Raw genomic sequence first — 15,240 nt, forward strand, 5'->3', positions numbered from 1 at the left:
CAGCCGCCGGCCACCAGCGCCAGGGCCAGCGCGAGGGCCCCGGCCGCCCGGGCCCGCCGACGCCTCCCGTCCGTAACCGTCACCGCTCCTCCAACCCGCGGGGTGTCAGCGCCAGCTCGGCCAGGGAGGCCAGCCAGTCCACCAGCAGGGCCAGGACCACGGTCAGCACAGAGCCGATGACCAGCACCGGCATCCGCTGGGTCTGGATGCCCGACGTGATCAGGTCGCCGAGACCGCCGCCCCCGCCGAACGTGGCCAGCGTCGCCGTGCCGACGTTCAGCACCAGGGCCGTGCGCACCCCGGCGAGGATCAGCGGTACGGCGAGCGGCAGCTCCACCTTCGTCAGGACGCCGCGACCGGACATGCCCATCCCGCGCGCCGCCTCGACCATGCTCGGCTCGATCGCCCGCAGACCGGCCACCGTGTTGGAGAGCACGGGCAGGACGGCGTAGATCACGATGCCGACGATCGCGGTCCGCGGCCCGATGCCCAGCCAGATCACCAGCAGGGCCAGCAGGCCGATGGCCGGGGTCGCCTGCCCGATGTTCGCCAGCGCCGTGAAGGCGGGCGCGGCCTTCCGCAGCCGCCGCCGGGTCAGCGCGATGCCGAGCGGAATCGCGATGACCAGCACCCAGAACGTCGAGATGGCGGTCAGCTTCACGTGCTGCCACAGCCGCAGCTGCACATTGCCGCCGGACAGCGAGTTCTCGGCGATCGAGTCGAGGCTGACGTTGGTGATCCACACGTAGGTGATCACCAGCACCACGGCCAGCACCACCGGCAGGACCACCAGTTTGCGCCAGGTGACCCGGCGGTCCGGGGCGGCCGGGGAGGGCGCGGCGTCGCTCTCCTCGTCGGGGAACGCGCGGCCCCCGGCCTCGTGTTCGCCCGGTGGCCGGGTCGCGGACGAGCCTTCGGGGGAGCGGCCCTGACGGCTGGGACTCATGCTCCGCCGCCACCCCCCTCCAGCTCCTGCCCGGTCTGGTGGGCGCGCAGCTCCTCCTGATCGTGCTCATGCTCCATGGCGGTCAGCCGGTCGGCCTCCAGCAGCTCCTGGACGCTGTCCATCAGCGTCTTCATGTCGACGACGCCGATGAACTCGCCGCGCCGCCCGGTGACCGCCACCCGCCCCGCGCTGTCGATCAGCACCGCCTCCAGCGCGTCGTGCAGCGTGGCGTCGCGGGTCACCGTGTCGTGCACCAGCTGCCCGGCCCGCGCCAGGGAGCCGCGGGCCCGCATCAGGTCGCCGCGCCGCAGCCACTTGTACGGGCGGTTCCTGCGGTCCAGCATCAGCAGCTCGTTGTGCGGGCCGTTGCGCAGCTTGTTGAAGATCGACTGGAGGGGGTCCTCGACCGTGACGGTCGGGAAGTCGGCGATGCCCACATCCCGTACGCGGGTCAGGTTGAGGCGCTTGAGGGCCGCGCCCGCGCCCACGAAGCCGGAGACGAAGTCGTCCGCCGGGTTGGTGAGGATCGCCTCCGGGGTGTCGAACTGGGCGATGTGAGACCGCTCCCTCAGCACCGCGATCCGGTCGCCCAGCTTGATCGCCTCGTCGAAGTCGTGGGTGACGAACACGATCGTCTTGTGCAGCTCGTGCTGGAGCCGGATCAGCTCGTCCTGGAGATGGTCGCGGGTGATCGGGTCCACGGCCCCGAACGGCTCGTCCATCAGCAGCACCGGCGGGTCGGCCGCCAGCGCCCGCGCCACGCCCACGCGCTGCTGCTGCCCGCCGGAGAGCCGGCGCGGGTAGCGGCCGTGGAACTCGCGCGGGTCCAGGCCCACCAGGTCGAGCATCTCCTCGACCCGGTCCCGCACCCGGGCCTTCGGCCAGCCGACCATCCGGGGGACCAGGGCGATGTTCTGCGCCACGGTCATGTGCGGGAAGAGCCCGGAGGACTGGATGGCGTACCCGACCTTTCTGCGCAGCTTCACCGGGTCGATGTCGGTGACGTCCTCGTCGTCGATCCGGATGCGGCCCGAGGAGGGCTCGATCAGCCGGTTGATCATCTTCAGGGTGGTGGACTTCCCGCAGCCGGACGGGCCGACGAGGATCACCGTCTCGCCCGCCCTGATGTCCATGGAGACGTTCTCCACGGCCGGGTTCGGGTTGCCCGGGTAGAGCTTGGTCAGGTCCTCCAGCTGGATGGTGGCCCCGGACGTGCCGGCTGGGCCCTCGGGCGCGGTCCCGGTCTCGGTCTCAGGCACGGATTCCCCTCGGGATGGTCAGCCGCCCCAGCAGGACGTACGCGGCGTCGAACAGCAGGGCGAGGACGACGATGCCGAGCGTCCCCGCGAGGACCTGGTTGATGGCGTTGGCGCTGCCCAGCGAGGCGATGCCGCGGAAGATCTCGTTGCCGAGGCCGGGCCCGGAGGCGTACGCGGCGATCGCGGCGATGCCCATCAGCATCTGGGTGGAGACCCGGATGCCGGTCAGGATGGGCGGCCAGGCGAGCGGCAGCTCCACCCGGCAGAGCCGGGCGAGCCGGGACATCCCGATGCCCGTCGCCGCGTCGACCAGCGACGGGTCGACGCCCCGCAGCCCCACGATGGAGTTCCGTACGATCGGCAGCAGCCCGTAGAGGGTCAGCGTGATCACGGTCGGGGCGACGCCGAGGCCCACCAGCGGGATGAGCAGGCCGATCGCCGCGAGCGAGGGGATGGTCAGGATCGTCGACGTGGAGGAGACGGCGAGCGAGCCGCCCCAGCCGCTGCGGTAGCTCACCACCCCGATGACCACCCCGAGCACGGTCGCGACGACCATGCACTGGAGGACCGCGCTGAGGTGCTGGAGCGCGTCCGTCAGGAGCTGCTGGTGGCGGGTGTTCAGATACTCCCAGAAGCTCACACGGCACTCCCTCGGCTCAGTCGGTGTCCTGGGCCGCCTGTTCCACCAGCGGGATGATCCGCAGCGGAACCGGGTTCTCCATGACGATCGCCGTGGAGGCCCGGACGATGCCATCAAATCCGACGACCCGGTCGATCACCCGCTGGAGATCGGCGTTCGAACGGGCCACCAGCCGGCACAGCATGTCGCCGTGCCCGGTGGTGGTGTGCAGCTCCAGGACTTCCGGCACGCCGCCCAAGTGCGCCCGTACGTCGGCCCCTTGGCCCTGTTTGATCTCCAGCGTCGCGAACGCGGTGACGGGGTAGCCCAGGGCCGCCGGGTCCACGTCGGGCCCCAGCCCCCGGATGACGCCATTCGACTGAAGGCGGTCCAGCCGCGCCTGCACGGTCCCGCGCGCCACCCCCAGCCGCCGGGATGCTTCGAGGACGCCGATACGCGGTTCGCGCGCGAGCAGCACGATGAGCCGCCCGTCCAGATGATCGATCGCCATGACCCCTCCTTCGATGGTCACCCTGTACAGATAGCCCGGTCATCATGGCGTTCGGCTGAGCAGAATGACCAGTGAATGCGCGAACTATTGCGCACCTTGCGATGCGGGGAGAGCCTTCGAACATGACTGAGACTCTGCACACCAGCCCCGAAACCGCCCGGCAGGCAGACCCCTTCCCGGTCAAGGGAATGGACGCGGTCGTCTTCGCCGTGGGCAACGCCAAGCAGGCCGCGCACTACTACTCGACCGCCTTCGGCATGAAACTGGTCGCCTACTCCGGACCGGAGAACGGCAGCCGCGAGACCGCGAGTTACGTCCTGACCAACGGCTCCGCCCGCTTCGTCCTCACCTCGGTGATCAAGCCGTCCACCGAGTGGGGGGCCTTCCTCGCCGACCACGTCGCCACCCACGGTGACGGCGTGATCGACCTCGCCATCGAGGTGCCGGACGCCCGCGCCGCCTACGCCTACGCCGTCGAGCACGGCGCGCGCGGCATCACCGAGCCGCACGAGGTGAAGGACGAGCACGGCACGGTCGTCCTCGCGGCCATCGCCACGTACGGCAGGACCCGGCACACGCTGGTGGAGCGCTCCGGCTACGACGGCCCCTACCTCCCCGGCTTCACCGCCGTCGCCCCGATGGTCGAGCCGCCCGCCAAGCGGACCTTCCAGGCCGTCGACCACTGCGTGGGCAACGTCGAGCTGGGCCGGATGGACGAGTGGGTCGGCTTCTACAACCGGGTCATGGGCTTCACCAACATGAAGGAGTTCGTGGGCGACGACATCGCCACCGAGTACTCCGCGCTGATGTCGAAGGTCGTCGCCGACGGCACGCTCAAGGTCAAGTTCCCGATCAACGAGCCGGCGATCGCGAAGAAGAAGTCGCAGATCGACGAGTACCTGGAGTTCTACGGCGGCGCGGGCGTCCAGCACATCGCGCTCGCCACCAACGACATCGTCGCCACGGTGCGTGCCATGCGGGCCGCCGGTGTCCAGTTCCTGGAGACCCCCGACTCCTACTACGACACCCTCGGCGAGTGGGCCGGCGAGACCCGGGTGCCGGTGGAGACCCTGCGCGAGCTGAAGATCCTCGTCGACCGCGACGAGGACGGCTACCTGCTCCAGATCTTCACCAAGCCGGTCCAGGACCGGCCGACCGTCTTCTTCGAGATGATCGAGCGACACGGCTCCATGGGCTTCGGCAAGGGCAACTTCAAGGCGCTGTTCGAGGCGATCGAGCGCGAGCAGGAGAAGCGCGGCAACCTCTGACCGCCCGCGGCGCGCCGTCGCGCACGAAGCCGCCGCGGCCCGGGGCAGCACCCCGGGCCGCGGCGGCGCGCGCCCCGTACGACCGGCCCCACGGGCCCCGGGAGCACCCGCTACGCGCTCCCCGGTCCGCCCGCCGGCGGCTCGCCGAGCGCGTCCAGGGCCTCCTTCGCCAGCGGCGCGTCGAGCGGCGAGAAGGCCGGGTTGGTGCGCAGGGCCTGCTCCAGATGGCGGCGGGCGGGGCCGTAGTCCTCCAGCTCCCGTTCGATCACGCCCAGGTGGTACGCGTACGAGGCGTTCCGCACGCCCGTGCCGACGGCCCGCTCCACGTACTCCAGCCCCTCCCGCGACCGGCCCGCCCGGTGCAGCGCCCAGCCCAGCGCGTCCGCCGCCTCCGCACTGCGGTGCCGCGCCCGCCACCGCTCCCGCAGCAGCTCCACCGCCTCCTCCGGGTCGCCGTGATCGGCCTCGTAGCGGGCCAGCAGCAGGGACTCGTCCACCCCCGCCTCCTTCGCCGCGGCCACCAGCTCGCGCAGCTTGGCGTACTGGGTGCGGGCGTCCCCGTCCAGGCCCAGCGACTCGTACAGCTCGCCCAGTTCGAGGACGTACCGCGGCCGCGGCAGCTTGGCTACGGTGCTCTGGTAGGCGGCCAGCGCCTCGTCGGTGCGCCCCAGCGCCGCCAGCGCGCGGGCCCGGCCCGCCAGCGAGGCGTGGTGTCCGGCGTCCGTGCGCAGCGCCGCGTCGTACTGCGCGACCGCCTCCTTCGGCTCCCCCCGCTCCCAGGCCAGCTCGCCCAGCCGGTGCAGTGCCTCGGCCTTCTCCGCGGGGGCCTTCGCCCGGTCCGCCGCCTCCCGGGCGGTGGCCAGCGCGTCCTCGCGCCAGCCCTGGCCCCGGTACAGCTCGGCGGTGCGGGCCAGCGCCGGAACGCCCTTGCGCAGCTCGGCGAACTTCTCCGTCGCCGCGGTCGCCGCCGCGCGGTCGCCGAGGCCGGTGTAGGCGTCGATGAGCACCGGATACACGGCCCAGGCGTCCGGCCGCCGCTTCCTCACCGTCTCCCCCCACCGCTTCGCGGCGGGGAAGTCGTGCCGTGCGTTGGCCAGGGCCGCCAGTCCCACCCAGGCCTCCGTGTTGCCGCGCTCGCCGGGCAGGGCCGCCAGTGAACGCTTCAGGGCGTCCTCGGCGCGGGCGTAGTACGCCGTGTCCGCCGAGCGCCGCGCCCACTCCACGTACGCCGTGCCGAGCGTCGCCAGGGACGGGGCGTCCGCGGGATGGGACTCCACCCACTTCTGCCGGTCGCCGATGAGCGCGGTGAGGTCGGAGAGCGAGGCGGGAGACCCCGCGGCCGCCGCCGCACGGGCCCGTTCGACCGGACCCGGCTCCTTCTGGGCGTCTTGCCCCCCGCCCCCCACGGCCACCAGCGCACCGGCCAGCAGCACCCCCGCGGCCACCGCGCCGAACGCGGCCCGGCGCAGCGCCGTCCGCAGAGCGAGGGGAGGCGGCGGCACGGCGGTCGCACCCTCGGCGGGCTTCGCGTCCGGGGGCCGGGGGGACGGCTCGGGCGGCTGTCGGGACTCCGAATCCTGCTGCGGCATGACATCCATGGCCCTCACTGTGCGCCAGTCATACGAGCACACCGCGCCTTGGGATCACGGCCGCAGACGGGTTCACACCATTGGCCCCGGGTGTCACGCTTGGATCATGAGCGATCTCCTCGAACGGCTCCGCGCGGGACTGCCTCCCGAGGCACTGATCACCGACCCGGACGTCACCGTGTCCTACGCCCACGACATGGCCGGCTTCTGCGATGCGGGCCTCCCGGCCGTCGTCGTCCTGCCGCGCACGGTCGAGCAGGTCCAGCACGTCATGCGCACCGCTGCCGCGCTACGCGTCCCGGTGGTCCCGCAGGGGGCCCGTACCGGCCTGTCCGGCGCGGCCAACGCCTCGGACGGCTGCATCGTGCTGTCCCTGGTGAGGATGGACCGGATTCTGGAGATCAGCCCGGTCGACCGGATCGCCGTCGTCGAACCGGGCGTCGTCAACGCCGTGCTGTCCCGCGCGGTGAACGAGCACGGCCTGTACTACCCGCCGGACCCCTCCAGCTGGGAGACCTGCACCATCGGCGGCAACATCGGCACCGCGTCCGGCGGTCTGTGCTGCGTGAAGTACGGGGTCACCGCCGAGTACGTCCTGGGGCTGGACGTCGTCCTCGCCGACGGGCGGCTGCTGACCACCGGCCGCCGCACCGCGAAGGGCGTCGCCGGATACGACCTCACCCGGCTCTTCGTCGGTTCCGAGGGCAGCCTCGGGATCGTCGTCAAGGCCGTCCTGGCGCTCCGGCCGCAGCCGCCGCGGCAACTCGTCCTCGCCGCCGAGTTCTCCTCCGCCTCCGCCGCCTGTGACGCTGTGTGCCGGATCATGGAGCGCGGTCACACCCCGTCACTCCTCGAACTGATGGACCGTACGACGGTGCGCGCCGTCAACGCGCTGGGCTCCATGGGACTGCCCGAGTCCACCGAAGCCCTGCTGCTCTGCGCCTTCGACACGCCGGACCCGGCGGCCGACCTCGCCGCCGTCGGGGCGCTGTGCACCGCTGCCGGGGCCACCGAAGTGGTCCCGGCCGATGATCCGGCCGAGTCCGATCTCCTCCTCCAAGCCCGCCGGATGTCGCTCACCGCCCTGGAGGCCCTCAAGCCCGCCACCATGATCGACGACGTCTGCGTACCGCGTTCCCAGCTGGGCGCGATGCTCGCGGGCACGGCCGCCATCGCCGAGGAGCACGGCCTCACCATCGGCGTCTGCGCCCACGCGGGCGACGGCAACACCCACCCCGTCGTCTGCTTCGACCACGCCGACCCCGAGGAGTCCCGGCGGGCCCGCGCCTCCTTCGACGCCATCATGGCGCTCGGCCTCGAACTGGGCGGGACCATCACCGGCGAACACGGCGTCGGCGTCCTCAAGAAGGAGTGGCTCGCCCGGGAGCTGGGGGAGACCGGCATCGCGTTGCAGCGCGGCATCAAGGCCGTGTTCGACCCGCTCGGCCTCCTCAACCCCGGCAAGCTCTTCTGACGTCCGCTCCCCGGGCCGCTGCCACCCGCCGTCACGCCTCGCCGTCCGGGAACGGCGACTCGTCCGAGGCCCACGGGTCGCCCAGCCACAGGTCGTCGGCCGGCAGCGGGGCCAGCAGCTCCTCCAGCGCCTCGTCGAGGCCGAGCCACTCGTGCTCCGAACCCGGCGGCACCACGCGCAGGGTGCGCTCCAGCCAGGCGGCCACGGCGGCCGACGGGACCTCCAGGAGGGCGTCGCCGTCGGGGGAACTGAGGGCCACGCAGACGACGCCGCGGTGCTCCGACCTCGTCGGCCAGATCCGTACGTCACCGTGCCCGCACGGCCGGAACACGCCCTCTGCCAGCAGCTCCCGGGCGAACGTCCAGTGCACCGGCGAGTCGGAGCCGACGTGGAAGGCGACGTGCACGGCATAGGGGTCGTCGGTGCGATACGTCAGCCGGGCGGGCACGGGGATGGACTGCTCGGGTGACAGCACGAGCTTCAGCTCCAGCTCATGTTCCACGATGCTCATCATGGGAAATGCACGACCTTCCGTTGCTCGGAGGCCGGTCCCGTGACCGGCCGCGCCTGGAGAGAGCGCCTTACCTGCCTTCTATGACGTGACTTCGGAAAAAAACTTCGAGCGGTCTCGAAAGTGGTCCCGTGCAGCCGGACCGGCCCGGCGGCACGCGGCTGTCTGGTAGATGTGGACCCTTGTATCGAGGCCGTCCGCCCGCCCCGCGCCGGACGGCCTGAGGCCTCGAAGAGATACGGGACCCGCTGATGAGCGCGCCAACTCCGGCACCCGGTGACGCAAGCCCCCGCGAGGGCTTCTACCCCGACCCCTCCATCCCCGGCTACGTCCGGTACTGGAACGGCGCCTCCTGGGTCCCCGGCACGAGCAGGCCCGCACCGCGGCAGGCGGCCCCCGGCGGCCCGCGGCCGGCCGAGCCCGTGGAGGAGACCGGGCCGATCTTCTTCGACGAGGAGGGCGACGAGCCGGCGGCGTCCCCGGCCTCGCCCGCCGCCTCCGGGACGCCGTCCACGGCGCCGGCTGGACCGGGCGGCGCGGAACCGTCGTCCGTGTGGCAGGCGGACACCGCCCGCCAGGTCGGCTTCGGCGGCGAACGGGACCGTCGCGTCTCCTGGGGCGGCCTGACGCCGGACCCGGCCGACGCGGAGCCCCGGGCCGGCCGAACCCCCGGGGCGGGGCCGGCCCCCGTCTCCGGCCGGGCCTCGCAGGCGAAGGCGCGGTCCGGCCCGCCCGCCCGGTCCGGCCCGCCCGCTTCGGCCGCGCGGGGCGCGGCCCCGGGCGGGAGTCCCGCTCCGTCGTCCGTCGACCCGCGCGAGGCCGCCGCACCGCAACCGCCCGCCGGAGCGCTGCCGGGCTCGCGGGACGGGTCCGCCCCGACCCCCGCGGCCGCCGGGGAGCGCCCGCCCACCGAGGGAACGGTCACGATCCGCGCTGCGGGCCCCGGCGGACAGGCCGGCCCGTCCCGTCCGCGGGACGCGGTGGGCGGGCCGGGCGAGGGCACGCTGACGATCCGGGCACGCGGTGCGGGCGGCCGGCCGCAGGTCCCCGGGGCCGTACGACCGGACCTCGGTTCCTCGTCCACGCCGCACACCGCGCAGGCGCCCCGGGCCCCCCATGCGCCACAGATGCCGGAGACACCCCAGACGTTCCACCCGCCCCACGGGCCCCACACGTCCCACGCGTCACAGATGCCCCAGGCGTTCCAGGCGCCTCAGGAACCGCAGACGTCTCAGGCCTCTGTGACACCGCAGCCGCCCGGCGCGCCCCAGGGGCAGCTTCAGGGCCCGGTCCAGGCTCCCGCCCAGACCCCTGCCCCCGTCCCCGTGCCGGAGCCCGCCCCGGCGCCTGTCCGCACCTCCGTCCCCCCGGCGGCTCCCCGTACGCCCGAGACGTCCGGGCCCGGAGGCGGCTCGCCCTCATGGGCCCAGCAGGTCCGCCGACCCGCCCAGCCCGCGCCCCAGCAGAACCAGGCCGAGCACCAGCGGCAGGCGCCCGGGGCCGGCCGGCCGGTCGTGCCGTGGAAGCCGCCGGTCGACGACCCCTTCCAACAGCTCGCCCGCTCCCAGGCCTCGGCCCGGCCCGCCGGGCTCGGCAAGCGGTTCGCCGCCCGGCTGGTCGACAACCTGGTGCTCGGCGCGGCCGTCGGGGCGGTGGCCGTCCCGCTCGCGTTCCGAGCGCTGGACCACATCGACAAGAAGGTCACGGCGGCGAAGCAGAGCGGCCAGACCGTCACCGTCTGGCTGCTGGACTCCACCACCGGGGCGCTGCTGGGGGCCGTGCTCGGCGCGTTCCTCCTGCTGGGGTTCCTCCTGGAGGCGCTGCCCACCGCCAAGTGGGGCCGGACGCTGGGCAAGAAGCTCTTCGGGCTCGACGTGAGGGACATCGAGTCCCACGACACGCCCTCGCTGGGGGCGGCCCTGCGCCGCTGGCTCGTCTACGGCGTGCTGGGCGTCCTCCTCGTCGGCGCGGTCAACGTGCTGTGGTGCCTCGTCGACCGCCCCTGGCGGCAGTGCTGGCACGACAAGGCCGCCCGCACCTTCGTCGCCGGCTGACCCGGGCGCGGGCATCGGGCTGCCGGGCGGGTGGCGCGCGTCCGGCATAGACTCGTCTGTCGCCGTGCGTCCCCCGAACGCACCTGAGCCGTTGCGGGGCCCGGTGGGGCGGGGTGCACTGCACTCATGAGCAACGACCAGCCGACGCCCGGCCAGCCGCCCGAGGACGACGATCCGTTCCTCAAGAAGCCGCAGGAGCCCCCGCCGCCGTCCGCGGGTCAGCCGTACGGCAGCGCGCCGCCCCCGCCGCCCGGCGATCCGTACGGCGGCGGCTTCGGTGCGGCAGACCCGCTGGCCGGAATGCCTCCGCTCGCCGAGCCCGGCAAGCGCATTCTGGCCCGGCTCATCGACTTCCTCGTCATCTCGATCCCGCTGTATCTGATCTCGCTGCCGTGGGGCGGCGCGGTCGACGTCAACGGGAACGGCGACGACGGGTTCGGCGACGCGGTCAGCAACTCCTACACCGGGCAGCAGTTCGTGTGGTCGCTCATCGGCCTGGTGATCTACGTCGCGTACGACACGTACTTCACCCACAAGGACGGCCGCACCCTGGGCAAGCGCTTGCTGAAGCTGCGCGTGGCGATGCTCAACGACGGCCGGGTGCCCGACACCGGCGCCGCGCTGACGCGCGCCGTCGTGCTGTGGGCCCCGGCGCTGCTCTGCTGCCCGTGTCTGTGGTGGTTGATCAACATCGTGCTGATGTTCACCGACAAGCCCTACCGGCAGGCGCTCCAGGACAAGGCGGGCAAGACGGTCGTGGTCGCCGTCCGTTAGGGGGTGTCCGGCGGCGCCGCAGCGGGCCGCTCGACGCCTGGCCTTTGCGCCTCCGCCCCGCCCTCACGGAGCCGCTGAGGGCGGGGCGCCCGGGCCCGCTCCCGCGCTCCGGTTCTCTTCAGGGCCCCCTCGTGTGCGGTGCGCGGCTCGGTCCGGCGCGCGGTGGCGGACGAATGGCGAGGCCACGGCCGCCAGGCGGGCCGGGACCGAGTGCGGCAGGGTCCTGGCGGCGCAGGAGCGGCAAGGGCCGTGACGGCGGCGGTGGCCGAACCGTACGGCGGTCGGACGCGGCATGGCGTTCCTCCGTCCCCGGGACGCCGGGCGGCCGGGCACCCGACGGGCCGCGGGAGTCGAACGACCCTGCGACGGTGGAGGCCCGCCCCGCACGGCGGGCGTGACCTCGCCCCCGGTGCCGGCGCACCGGGGCGCACGGAGTCATGGCCCCTGTCAGCCGGAGAGGCGGACGCGCTGTTCAGCAGTCGTCCTCCGCGGTCGCGATGGCCCGGTGTCCGCATACCGGAAATGCGGTCCTGCATAGTGCACTTGGTCTGTTCAAGTCAAGGACTGTCTTTTCTCTCATAACTCCGATCAAATGTCGTCACTTGTGACGCGTTCACGCCCGCGGCCCCCTCCATGCCTCCTGGCCGCAGCGCGGAACGCCCGGGGAGGACTGCATCAAGTGACCAATCAGAGACGGGCTCTTCGCGCCGCCGCCGTTGTCGTGGCCATGGCTGCGACCACCGCCACGGCGTCGACCTTCGCCACCGCCCAGGCGCATGACACGTCGTCGGCATCCGACACCGCGGCCGTCGACCGCCGGGACCCGGCGCCGGCCAAGGGGCACCAGGAGCACAACCTGGAGGGCCCCTTCAGCGAGCAGCAGAGCGCCCAGCGCGAGGCCGCGCTGGAGCAGGTGCTGTCCGGCGAGAAGAAGGTGTCGAACCGGGGCGGCTCCAAGGTCGTCAAGCTCGACAGCAAGAAGTACGTGGAGCTGGGCCGGGAGAAGACCGACAAGATCTTCACCATCCTGCTGGAGTTCGGCGACCAGGTCGACGACACCACGATGGTCGACCCGGACGGCGACGGCCCCAAGCCGCCGGTCAAGAAGTACGGCGGCGAGCCGGGCCCGGCCCACAACCAGATCGCGAAGCCGGACCCGAAGAAGGACAACAGCACCGCCTGGAAGGCCGACTACGACCGGGCGCACTTCCAGGAGCTCTACTTCGGCGAGGGCAAGGGCGTCAACTCGCTCAAGACCTACTACGAGAAGACCTCCTCGGGCCGCTACTCGGTCGAGGGCGAGGTCTCCGACTGGGTCAAGGTTCCGTACAACGAGGCGCGTTACGGCTCCAACTACTGCGGCCAGAGCAACTGCGCCAACGTCTGGGACGCGGTGCGCGACGGCGTGAACGCCTGGGTCGCCGACCAGAAGGCCCAGGGCCGCACCGACGCCCAGATCAAGGCGAACCTGGCCGAGTACGACGAGTGGGACCGTTACGACTTCGACGGCGACGGCGACTTCAACGAGCCCGACGGCTACATCGACCACTTCCAGCTCGTCCACGCGGGCGAGGACGAGTCGGCCGGCGGCGGCGCCGAGGGCGCCAACGCCATCTGGGCGCACCGCTGGTACGCCTACGGCACCAACGCCGGCTCGACCGGCCCCGCGGACAACAAGGCCGGTGGCGCCCAGATCGGCGACACGGGCATCTGGGTCGGCGACTACACCGTCCAGCCCGAGAACGGCGGACTGGGCGTCTTCGCCCACGAGTACGCCCACGACCTCGGTCTGCCGGACCTGTACGACACCTCCGGCGGCGGCGAGAACTCGGTCGGTTTCTGGTCCCTGATGTCGGCGGGCTCCTGGCTCGGCACCGGCCAGGGCGAGATCGGCGACCTGCCCGGCGACATGACCTCGTGGGACAAGCTCCAGCTGGGCTGGCTCGACTACGAGACGGCCCAGGCGGGCAAGACCTCGCTGCACAAGCTGGGCGTCTCGGCGTACAACACCAAGAACCCGCAGGCGCTCATCGTCGAGCTGCCGGAGAAGGCCGTCACCACCACCGTGGTCAAGCCCGCCGAGGGCTCGAAGCAGTGGTGGAGCGACATGGGCGACGACCTGTCGAACACGCTGACCCGCTCGGTCGACCTGACCGGCACGTCCGCCGCCTCGCTGGACCTCTCCGGCTGGTACGACATCGAGGCCGACTACGACTACCTCTACACCGAGGTCTCGGAGAACGGCGGCGCCGACTGGACCGCGCTGGACGGCACCGCCGACGGCAAGGCCATCCCGCGGGACGCCAGCGACAAGCCGGCGCTCACCGACGTCTCGGGCGCGTACAAGAAGCTCTCGTACTCCCTGGACGCCTACGCGGGCAAGAAGGTCGACCTCCGCTTCCGCTACCAGACGGACGGCGGCGCGGGCGGCAAGGGCTTCGCGGCCGACGAGATCACCATCACGGCCGACGGCGCCACGCTCTTCTCGGACAACGCCGAGGGCGATGACCACGGCTGGACCGCGAAGGGCTTCTCCCGCACCGGCGAGTCGTTCACCCAGGACTACCCGCAGTACTACATCGCGGAGAACCGCCAGTACGTCTCGTACGACAAGACCCTGGAGATCGGCCCGTACAACTTCGGCTTCTCCGGCACCCGCCCCGACTGGGTCGAGCACTACGCCTACCAGAACGGCCTGCTGGTCTGGCTCTGGGACACCTCCCAGAAGGACAACAACACCTCCGCCCACCCGGGCCAGGGACTGATCCTGCCGGTCGACGCGCACGCCAAGCCGATGAAGTGGAAGGACGGCTCGCTCCTGCGCAACAAGATCCAGCCGTTCGACGCCCCGTTCAGCTGGTACCCGAACAAGGGCTTCACGCTCCACAACGCGGACGTCCCGCTGAGGATCAAGCCCGCACTGGGCAACCCGGTCTTCGACGACCGCCGGGGCACCTACTGGTACAAGGAGAACCCCACGGGCAGTGTCAAGGTCTCTGACACCAACACCCGCATCTCCATCGTCCACGAGCCGCGCAACGGCTCCACGATGACCGTGCTGGTCAGCCCCTCGGGTCGCTGATCTCGCAGCATCCCAGGTCAGAGCATGATCGGCCGTCGCCCTCTAGCGGGCGGCGGCCGATCGTGTTTAGGTGCGTCTTGTTCATATCCTTATTGACGCGAAGTCTCACGGGGGAGCGCGGAGCATGGCAGGCGGAGGTTTCTGCAGGTTGCCGAACGGCACGGTGGTGGTGGCCCTCACCTTGACCCGCCCCCACGGAACCGCGGGCCCCCACGACGCCGCGCCCGGAGCCCCGGTGCGGGTGCTGGTGCACGCGGCGAACCGGGCCCGCGCCCTGACCCGGTTGCGCAACCTGGGTCTGCGAGCGGTCTATCTGCGCGGCAACGACCGGCCGCCGACCCCCGACGAGGTCACGGCGGTGCTGCACCATCCGGACGGCCTGCTGTGGCGGGCGGCCCCGCACCTGGGCCAGGAGCTGTGGCACCCGATCAGGGCCCTGCTGGGCCCCGCGGGACACGCGGGGCCAGCCCGCCCCGCCGCGTAGCCGAAGACAGGGGCGGGGCCAGGCGCGCTCAGGCCGCGACGACCGGCGTGCCGGTGAGCCGCACACCGGCGGCGCGCAGCTCCTCCAGAGCCCGCCGCGTGGTCGCGGCGGAGACGCCCGCGGTCAGATCGAGCAGCACGTGCGTGACGAAGCCCTCGCGGGCGGCGTCCAGGGCGGTGGCCCGGACGCAGTGGTCGGTCGCGATGCCGACCACGTCGACCTCGGTCACGGAGCGGTCGCGCAGCCACTGGGCGAGGCCGGTCCCGTTCTCGTCGGAGCCCTCGAACCCGCTGTACGCGGCGGCGTGCGCCCCCTTGTCGAACACTCCGTCGATCGCGCCGGAGGCGACGGCGGGGGCGAAGTTCGGGTGGAAACCGACGCCCTCCGTGCCGGCGACGCAGTGCGCCGGCCAGGAGTGCTCGAAGTCCGGGGCGGGCGAGAAGTGGTCGCCCGGGTCGACGTGGTGGTCGCGGGTGGCCACCACATGGCGGTAGCCGGGCTGGGCGTCGCCGATCAGATCGGTGATGGCGGCGGCGACGTCGGCACCGCCCGCCACCGCGAGGCTGCCGCCCTCGCAGAAGTCGTTCTGAACGTCGACGACGATCAATGCGCGGTGCATGGCGGGTGTCCTTCGGTGGGGGAGAGGGCGGGAAGTGCGGGGGTGAGGGC

At 72.4% G+C, this 15,240-nt stretch carries 13 protein-coding genes; 6 read left to right on the forward strand and 7 right to left on the reverse strand.

Annotated elements, in window-relative coordinates:
* Positions 1-79: 79 nt before the first annotated feature.
* The 4 genes from V9U70_RS29630 to V9U70_RS29645 are packed head-to-tail and all read right to left on the reverse strand — an operon-like array spanning position 80 to position 3,335.
* A complete protein-coding gene (locus V9U70_RS29630) occupies positions 80-946 on the reverse strand; it encodes an ABC transporter permease (protein ID WP_336680252.1) in 867 nt (288 codons plus the stop codon).
* The gene (locus V9U70_RS29635; RefSeq protein ID WP_336680253.1) at positions 943-2,205 is read right to left on the reverse strand and encodes a betaine/proline/choline family ABC transporter ATP-binding protein; all 1,263 of its coding nucleotides are present in this window, start codon (positions 2,203-2,205) and stop codon (positions 943-945) included. Before V9U70_RS29635 ends, V9U70_RS29630 begins: the two co-directional genes overlap by 4 nt.
* Positions 2,198-2,845, reverse strand: coding sequence for an ABC transporter permease (locus V9U70_RS29640; protein WP_336680254.1), 648 nt, complete (start codon positions 2,843-2,845; stop codon positions 2,198-2,200). Before V9U70_RS29640 ends, V9U70_RS29635 begins: the two co-directional genes overlap by 8 nt.
* Before the next feature lie 16 nt (positions 2,846-2,861).
* Positions 2,862-3,335, reverse strand: coding sequence for an Lrp/AsnC family transcriptional regulator (locus V9U70_RS29645; RefSeq protein WP_336680255.1), 474 nt, complete (start codon positions 3,333-3,335; stop codon positions 2,862-2,864).
* Between the two features lie 122 nt (positions 3,336-3,457).
* Here V9U70_RS29645 and hppD point away from each other — a divergent pair, with 122 nt between their 5' ends.
* On the forward strand, positions 3,458-4,603 hold the full coding sequence (gene hppD / locus V9U70_RS29650; protein ID WP_336680256.1) for a 4-hydroxyphenylpyruvate dioxygenase: 1,146 nt from the start codon (positions 3,458-3,460) through the stop codon (positions 4,601-4,603).
* A 110-nt stretch (positions 4,604-4,713) separates the two neighbouring features.
* Here the strand turns inward: hppD and V9U70_RS29655 are convergent, their stop codons facing one another.
* On the reverse strand, positions 4,714-6,201 hold the full coding sequence (locus tag V9U70_RS29655; protein ID WP_336680257.1) for a tetratricopeptide repeat protein: 1,488 nt from the start codon (positions 6,199-6,201) through the stop codon (positions 4,714-4,716).
* Between the two features lie 97 nt (positions 6,202-6,298).
* On the opposite strand from V9U70_RS29655, the gene V9U70_RS29660 reads away from it, so the two are divergent.
* Positions 6,299-7,666, forward strand: coding sequence for an FAD-binding oxidoreductase (locus tag V9U70_RS29660; RefSeq protein ID WP_336680258.1), 1,368 nt, complete (start codon positions 6,299-6,301; stop codon positions 7,664-7,666).
* A 31-nt stretch (positions 7,667-7,697) separates the two neighbouring features.
* On the opposite strand, the gene V9U70_RS29665 is transcribed toward V9U70_RS29660, so the two are convergent.
* Positions 7,698-8,180, reverse strand: a complete 483-nt coding sequence (locus V9U70_RS29665) for an SsgA family sporulation/cell division regulator (protein WP_336680259.1) — start codon at positions 8,178-8,180, stop codon at positions 7,698-7,700.
* Positions 8,181-8,428: 248 nt separating this feature from the next.
* Between V9U70_RS29665 and V9U70_RS29670 the strand changes: the two genes are divergently transcribed.
* From V9U70_RS29670 to V9U70_RS29685, 4 genes are all read left to right on the forward strand, one after another.
* Positions 8,429-10,231 carry an RDD family protein gene (locus V9U70_RS29670; protein WP_336680260.1) on the forward strand — a complete coding sequence of 601 codons (1,803 nt, stop codon included), beginning with the start codon at positions 8,429-8,431 and terminating at the stop codon, positions 10,229-10,231.
* A 126-nt stretch (positions 10,232-10,357) separates the two neighbouring features.
* Positions 10,358-11,005, forward strand: a complete 648-nt coding sequence (locus tag V9U70_RS29675) for an RDD family protein (RefSeq protein WP_336680261.1) — start codon at positions 10,358-10,360, stop codon at positions 11,003-11,005.
* 679 nt (positions 11,006-11,684) lie between these two features.
* Positions 11,685-14,087 (forward strand): immune inhibitor A domain-containing protein, encoded by a 2,403-nt coding sequence (locus V9U70_RS29680; RefSeq protein ID WP_336680262.1) that lies wholly within the window; start codon positions 11,685-11,687, stop codon positions 14,085-14,087.
* A gap of 124 nt (positions 14,088-14,211) precedes the next feature.
* Positions 14,212-14,571 (forward strand): hypothetical protein, encoded by a 360-nt coding sequence (locus tag V9U70_RS29685; protein WP_336680263.1) that lies wholly within the window; start codon positions 14,212-14,214, stop codon positions 14,569-14,571.
* 28 nt (positions 14,572-14,599) lie between these two features.
* Here the strand turns inward: V9U70_RS29685 and V9U70_RS29690 are convergent, their stop codons facing one another.
* The gene (locus V9U70_RS29690; protein WP_336680264.1) at positions 14,600-15,190 is read right to left on the reverse strand and encodes an isochorismatase family protein; all 591 of its coding nucleotides are present in this window, start codon (positions 15,188-15,190) and stop codon (positions 14,600-14,602) included.
* Positions 15,191-15,240 lie beyond the last annotated feature (50 nt).

It is taken from the genome of Streptomyces pratensis, from assembly GCF_037137275.1.
GTDB lineage: Bacteria > Actinomycetota > Actinomycetes > Streptomycetales > Streptomycetaceae > Streptomyces > Streptomyces pratensis_B.

Bases quoted from the DNA above. Each gene is read 5' to 3' on its own strand.
- V9U70_RS29630 (WP_336680252.1), bottom strand. From the start codon at position 946: ATGAGTCCCAGCCGTCAGGGCCGCTCCCCCGAAGGCTCGTCCGCGACC.
- V9U70_RS29645 (WP_336680255.1), bottom strand. From the start codon at position 3,335: ATGGCGATCGATCATCTGGACGGGCGGCTCATCGTGCTGCTCGCGCGC.
- hppD (WP_336680256.1), top strand. From the start codon at position 3,458: ATGACTGAGACTCTGCACACCAGCCCCGAAACCGCCCGGCAGGCAGAC.
- V9U70_RS29655 (WP_336680257.1), bottom strand. From the start codon at position 6,201: ATGGATGTCATGCCGCAGCAGGATTCGGAGTCCCGACAGCCGCCCGAG.
- V9U70_RS29660 (WP_336680258.1), top strand. From the start codon at position 6,299: ATGAGCGATCTCCTCGAACGGCTCCGCGCGGGACTGCCTCCCGAGGCA.
- V9U70_RS29665 (WP_336680259.1), bottom strand. From the start codon at position 8,180: ATGATGAGCATCGTGGAACATGAGCTGGAGCTGAAGCTCGTGCTGTCA.
- V9U70_RS29670 (WP_336680260.1), top strand. From the start codon at position 8,429: ATGAGCGCGCCAACTCCGGCACCCGGTGACGCAAGCCCCCGCGAGGGC.
- V9U70_RS29675 (WP_336680261.1), top strand. From the start codon at position 10,358: ATGAGCAACGACCAGCCGACGCCCGGCCAGCCGCCCGAGGACGACGAT.
- V9U70_RS29685 (WP_336680263.1), top strand. From the start codon at position 14,212: ATGGCAGGCGGAGGTTTCTGCAGGTTGCCGAACGGCACGGTGGTGGTG.
- V9U70_RS29690 (WP_336680264.1), bottom strand. From the start codon at position 15,190: ATGCACCGCGCATTGATCGTCGTCGACGTTCAGAACGACTTCTGCGAG.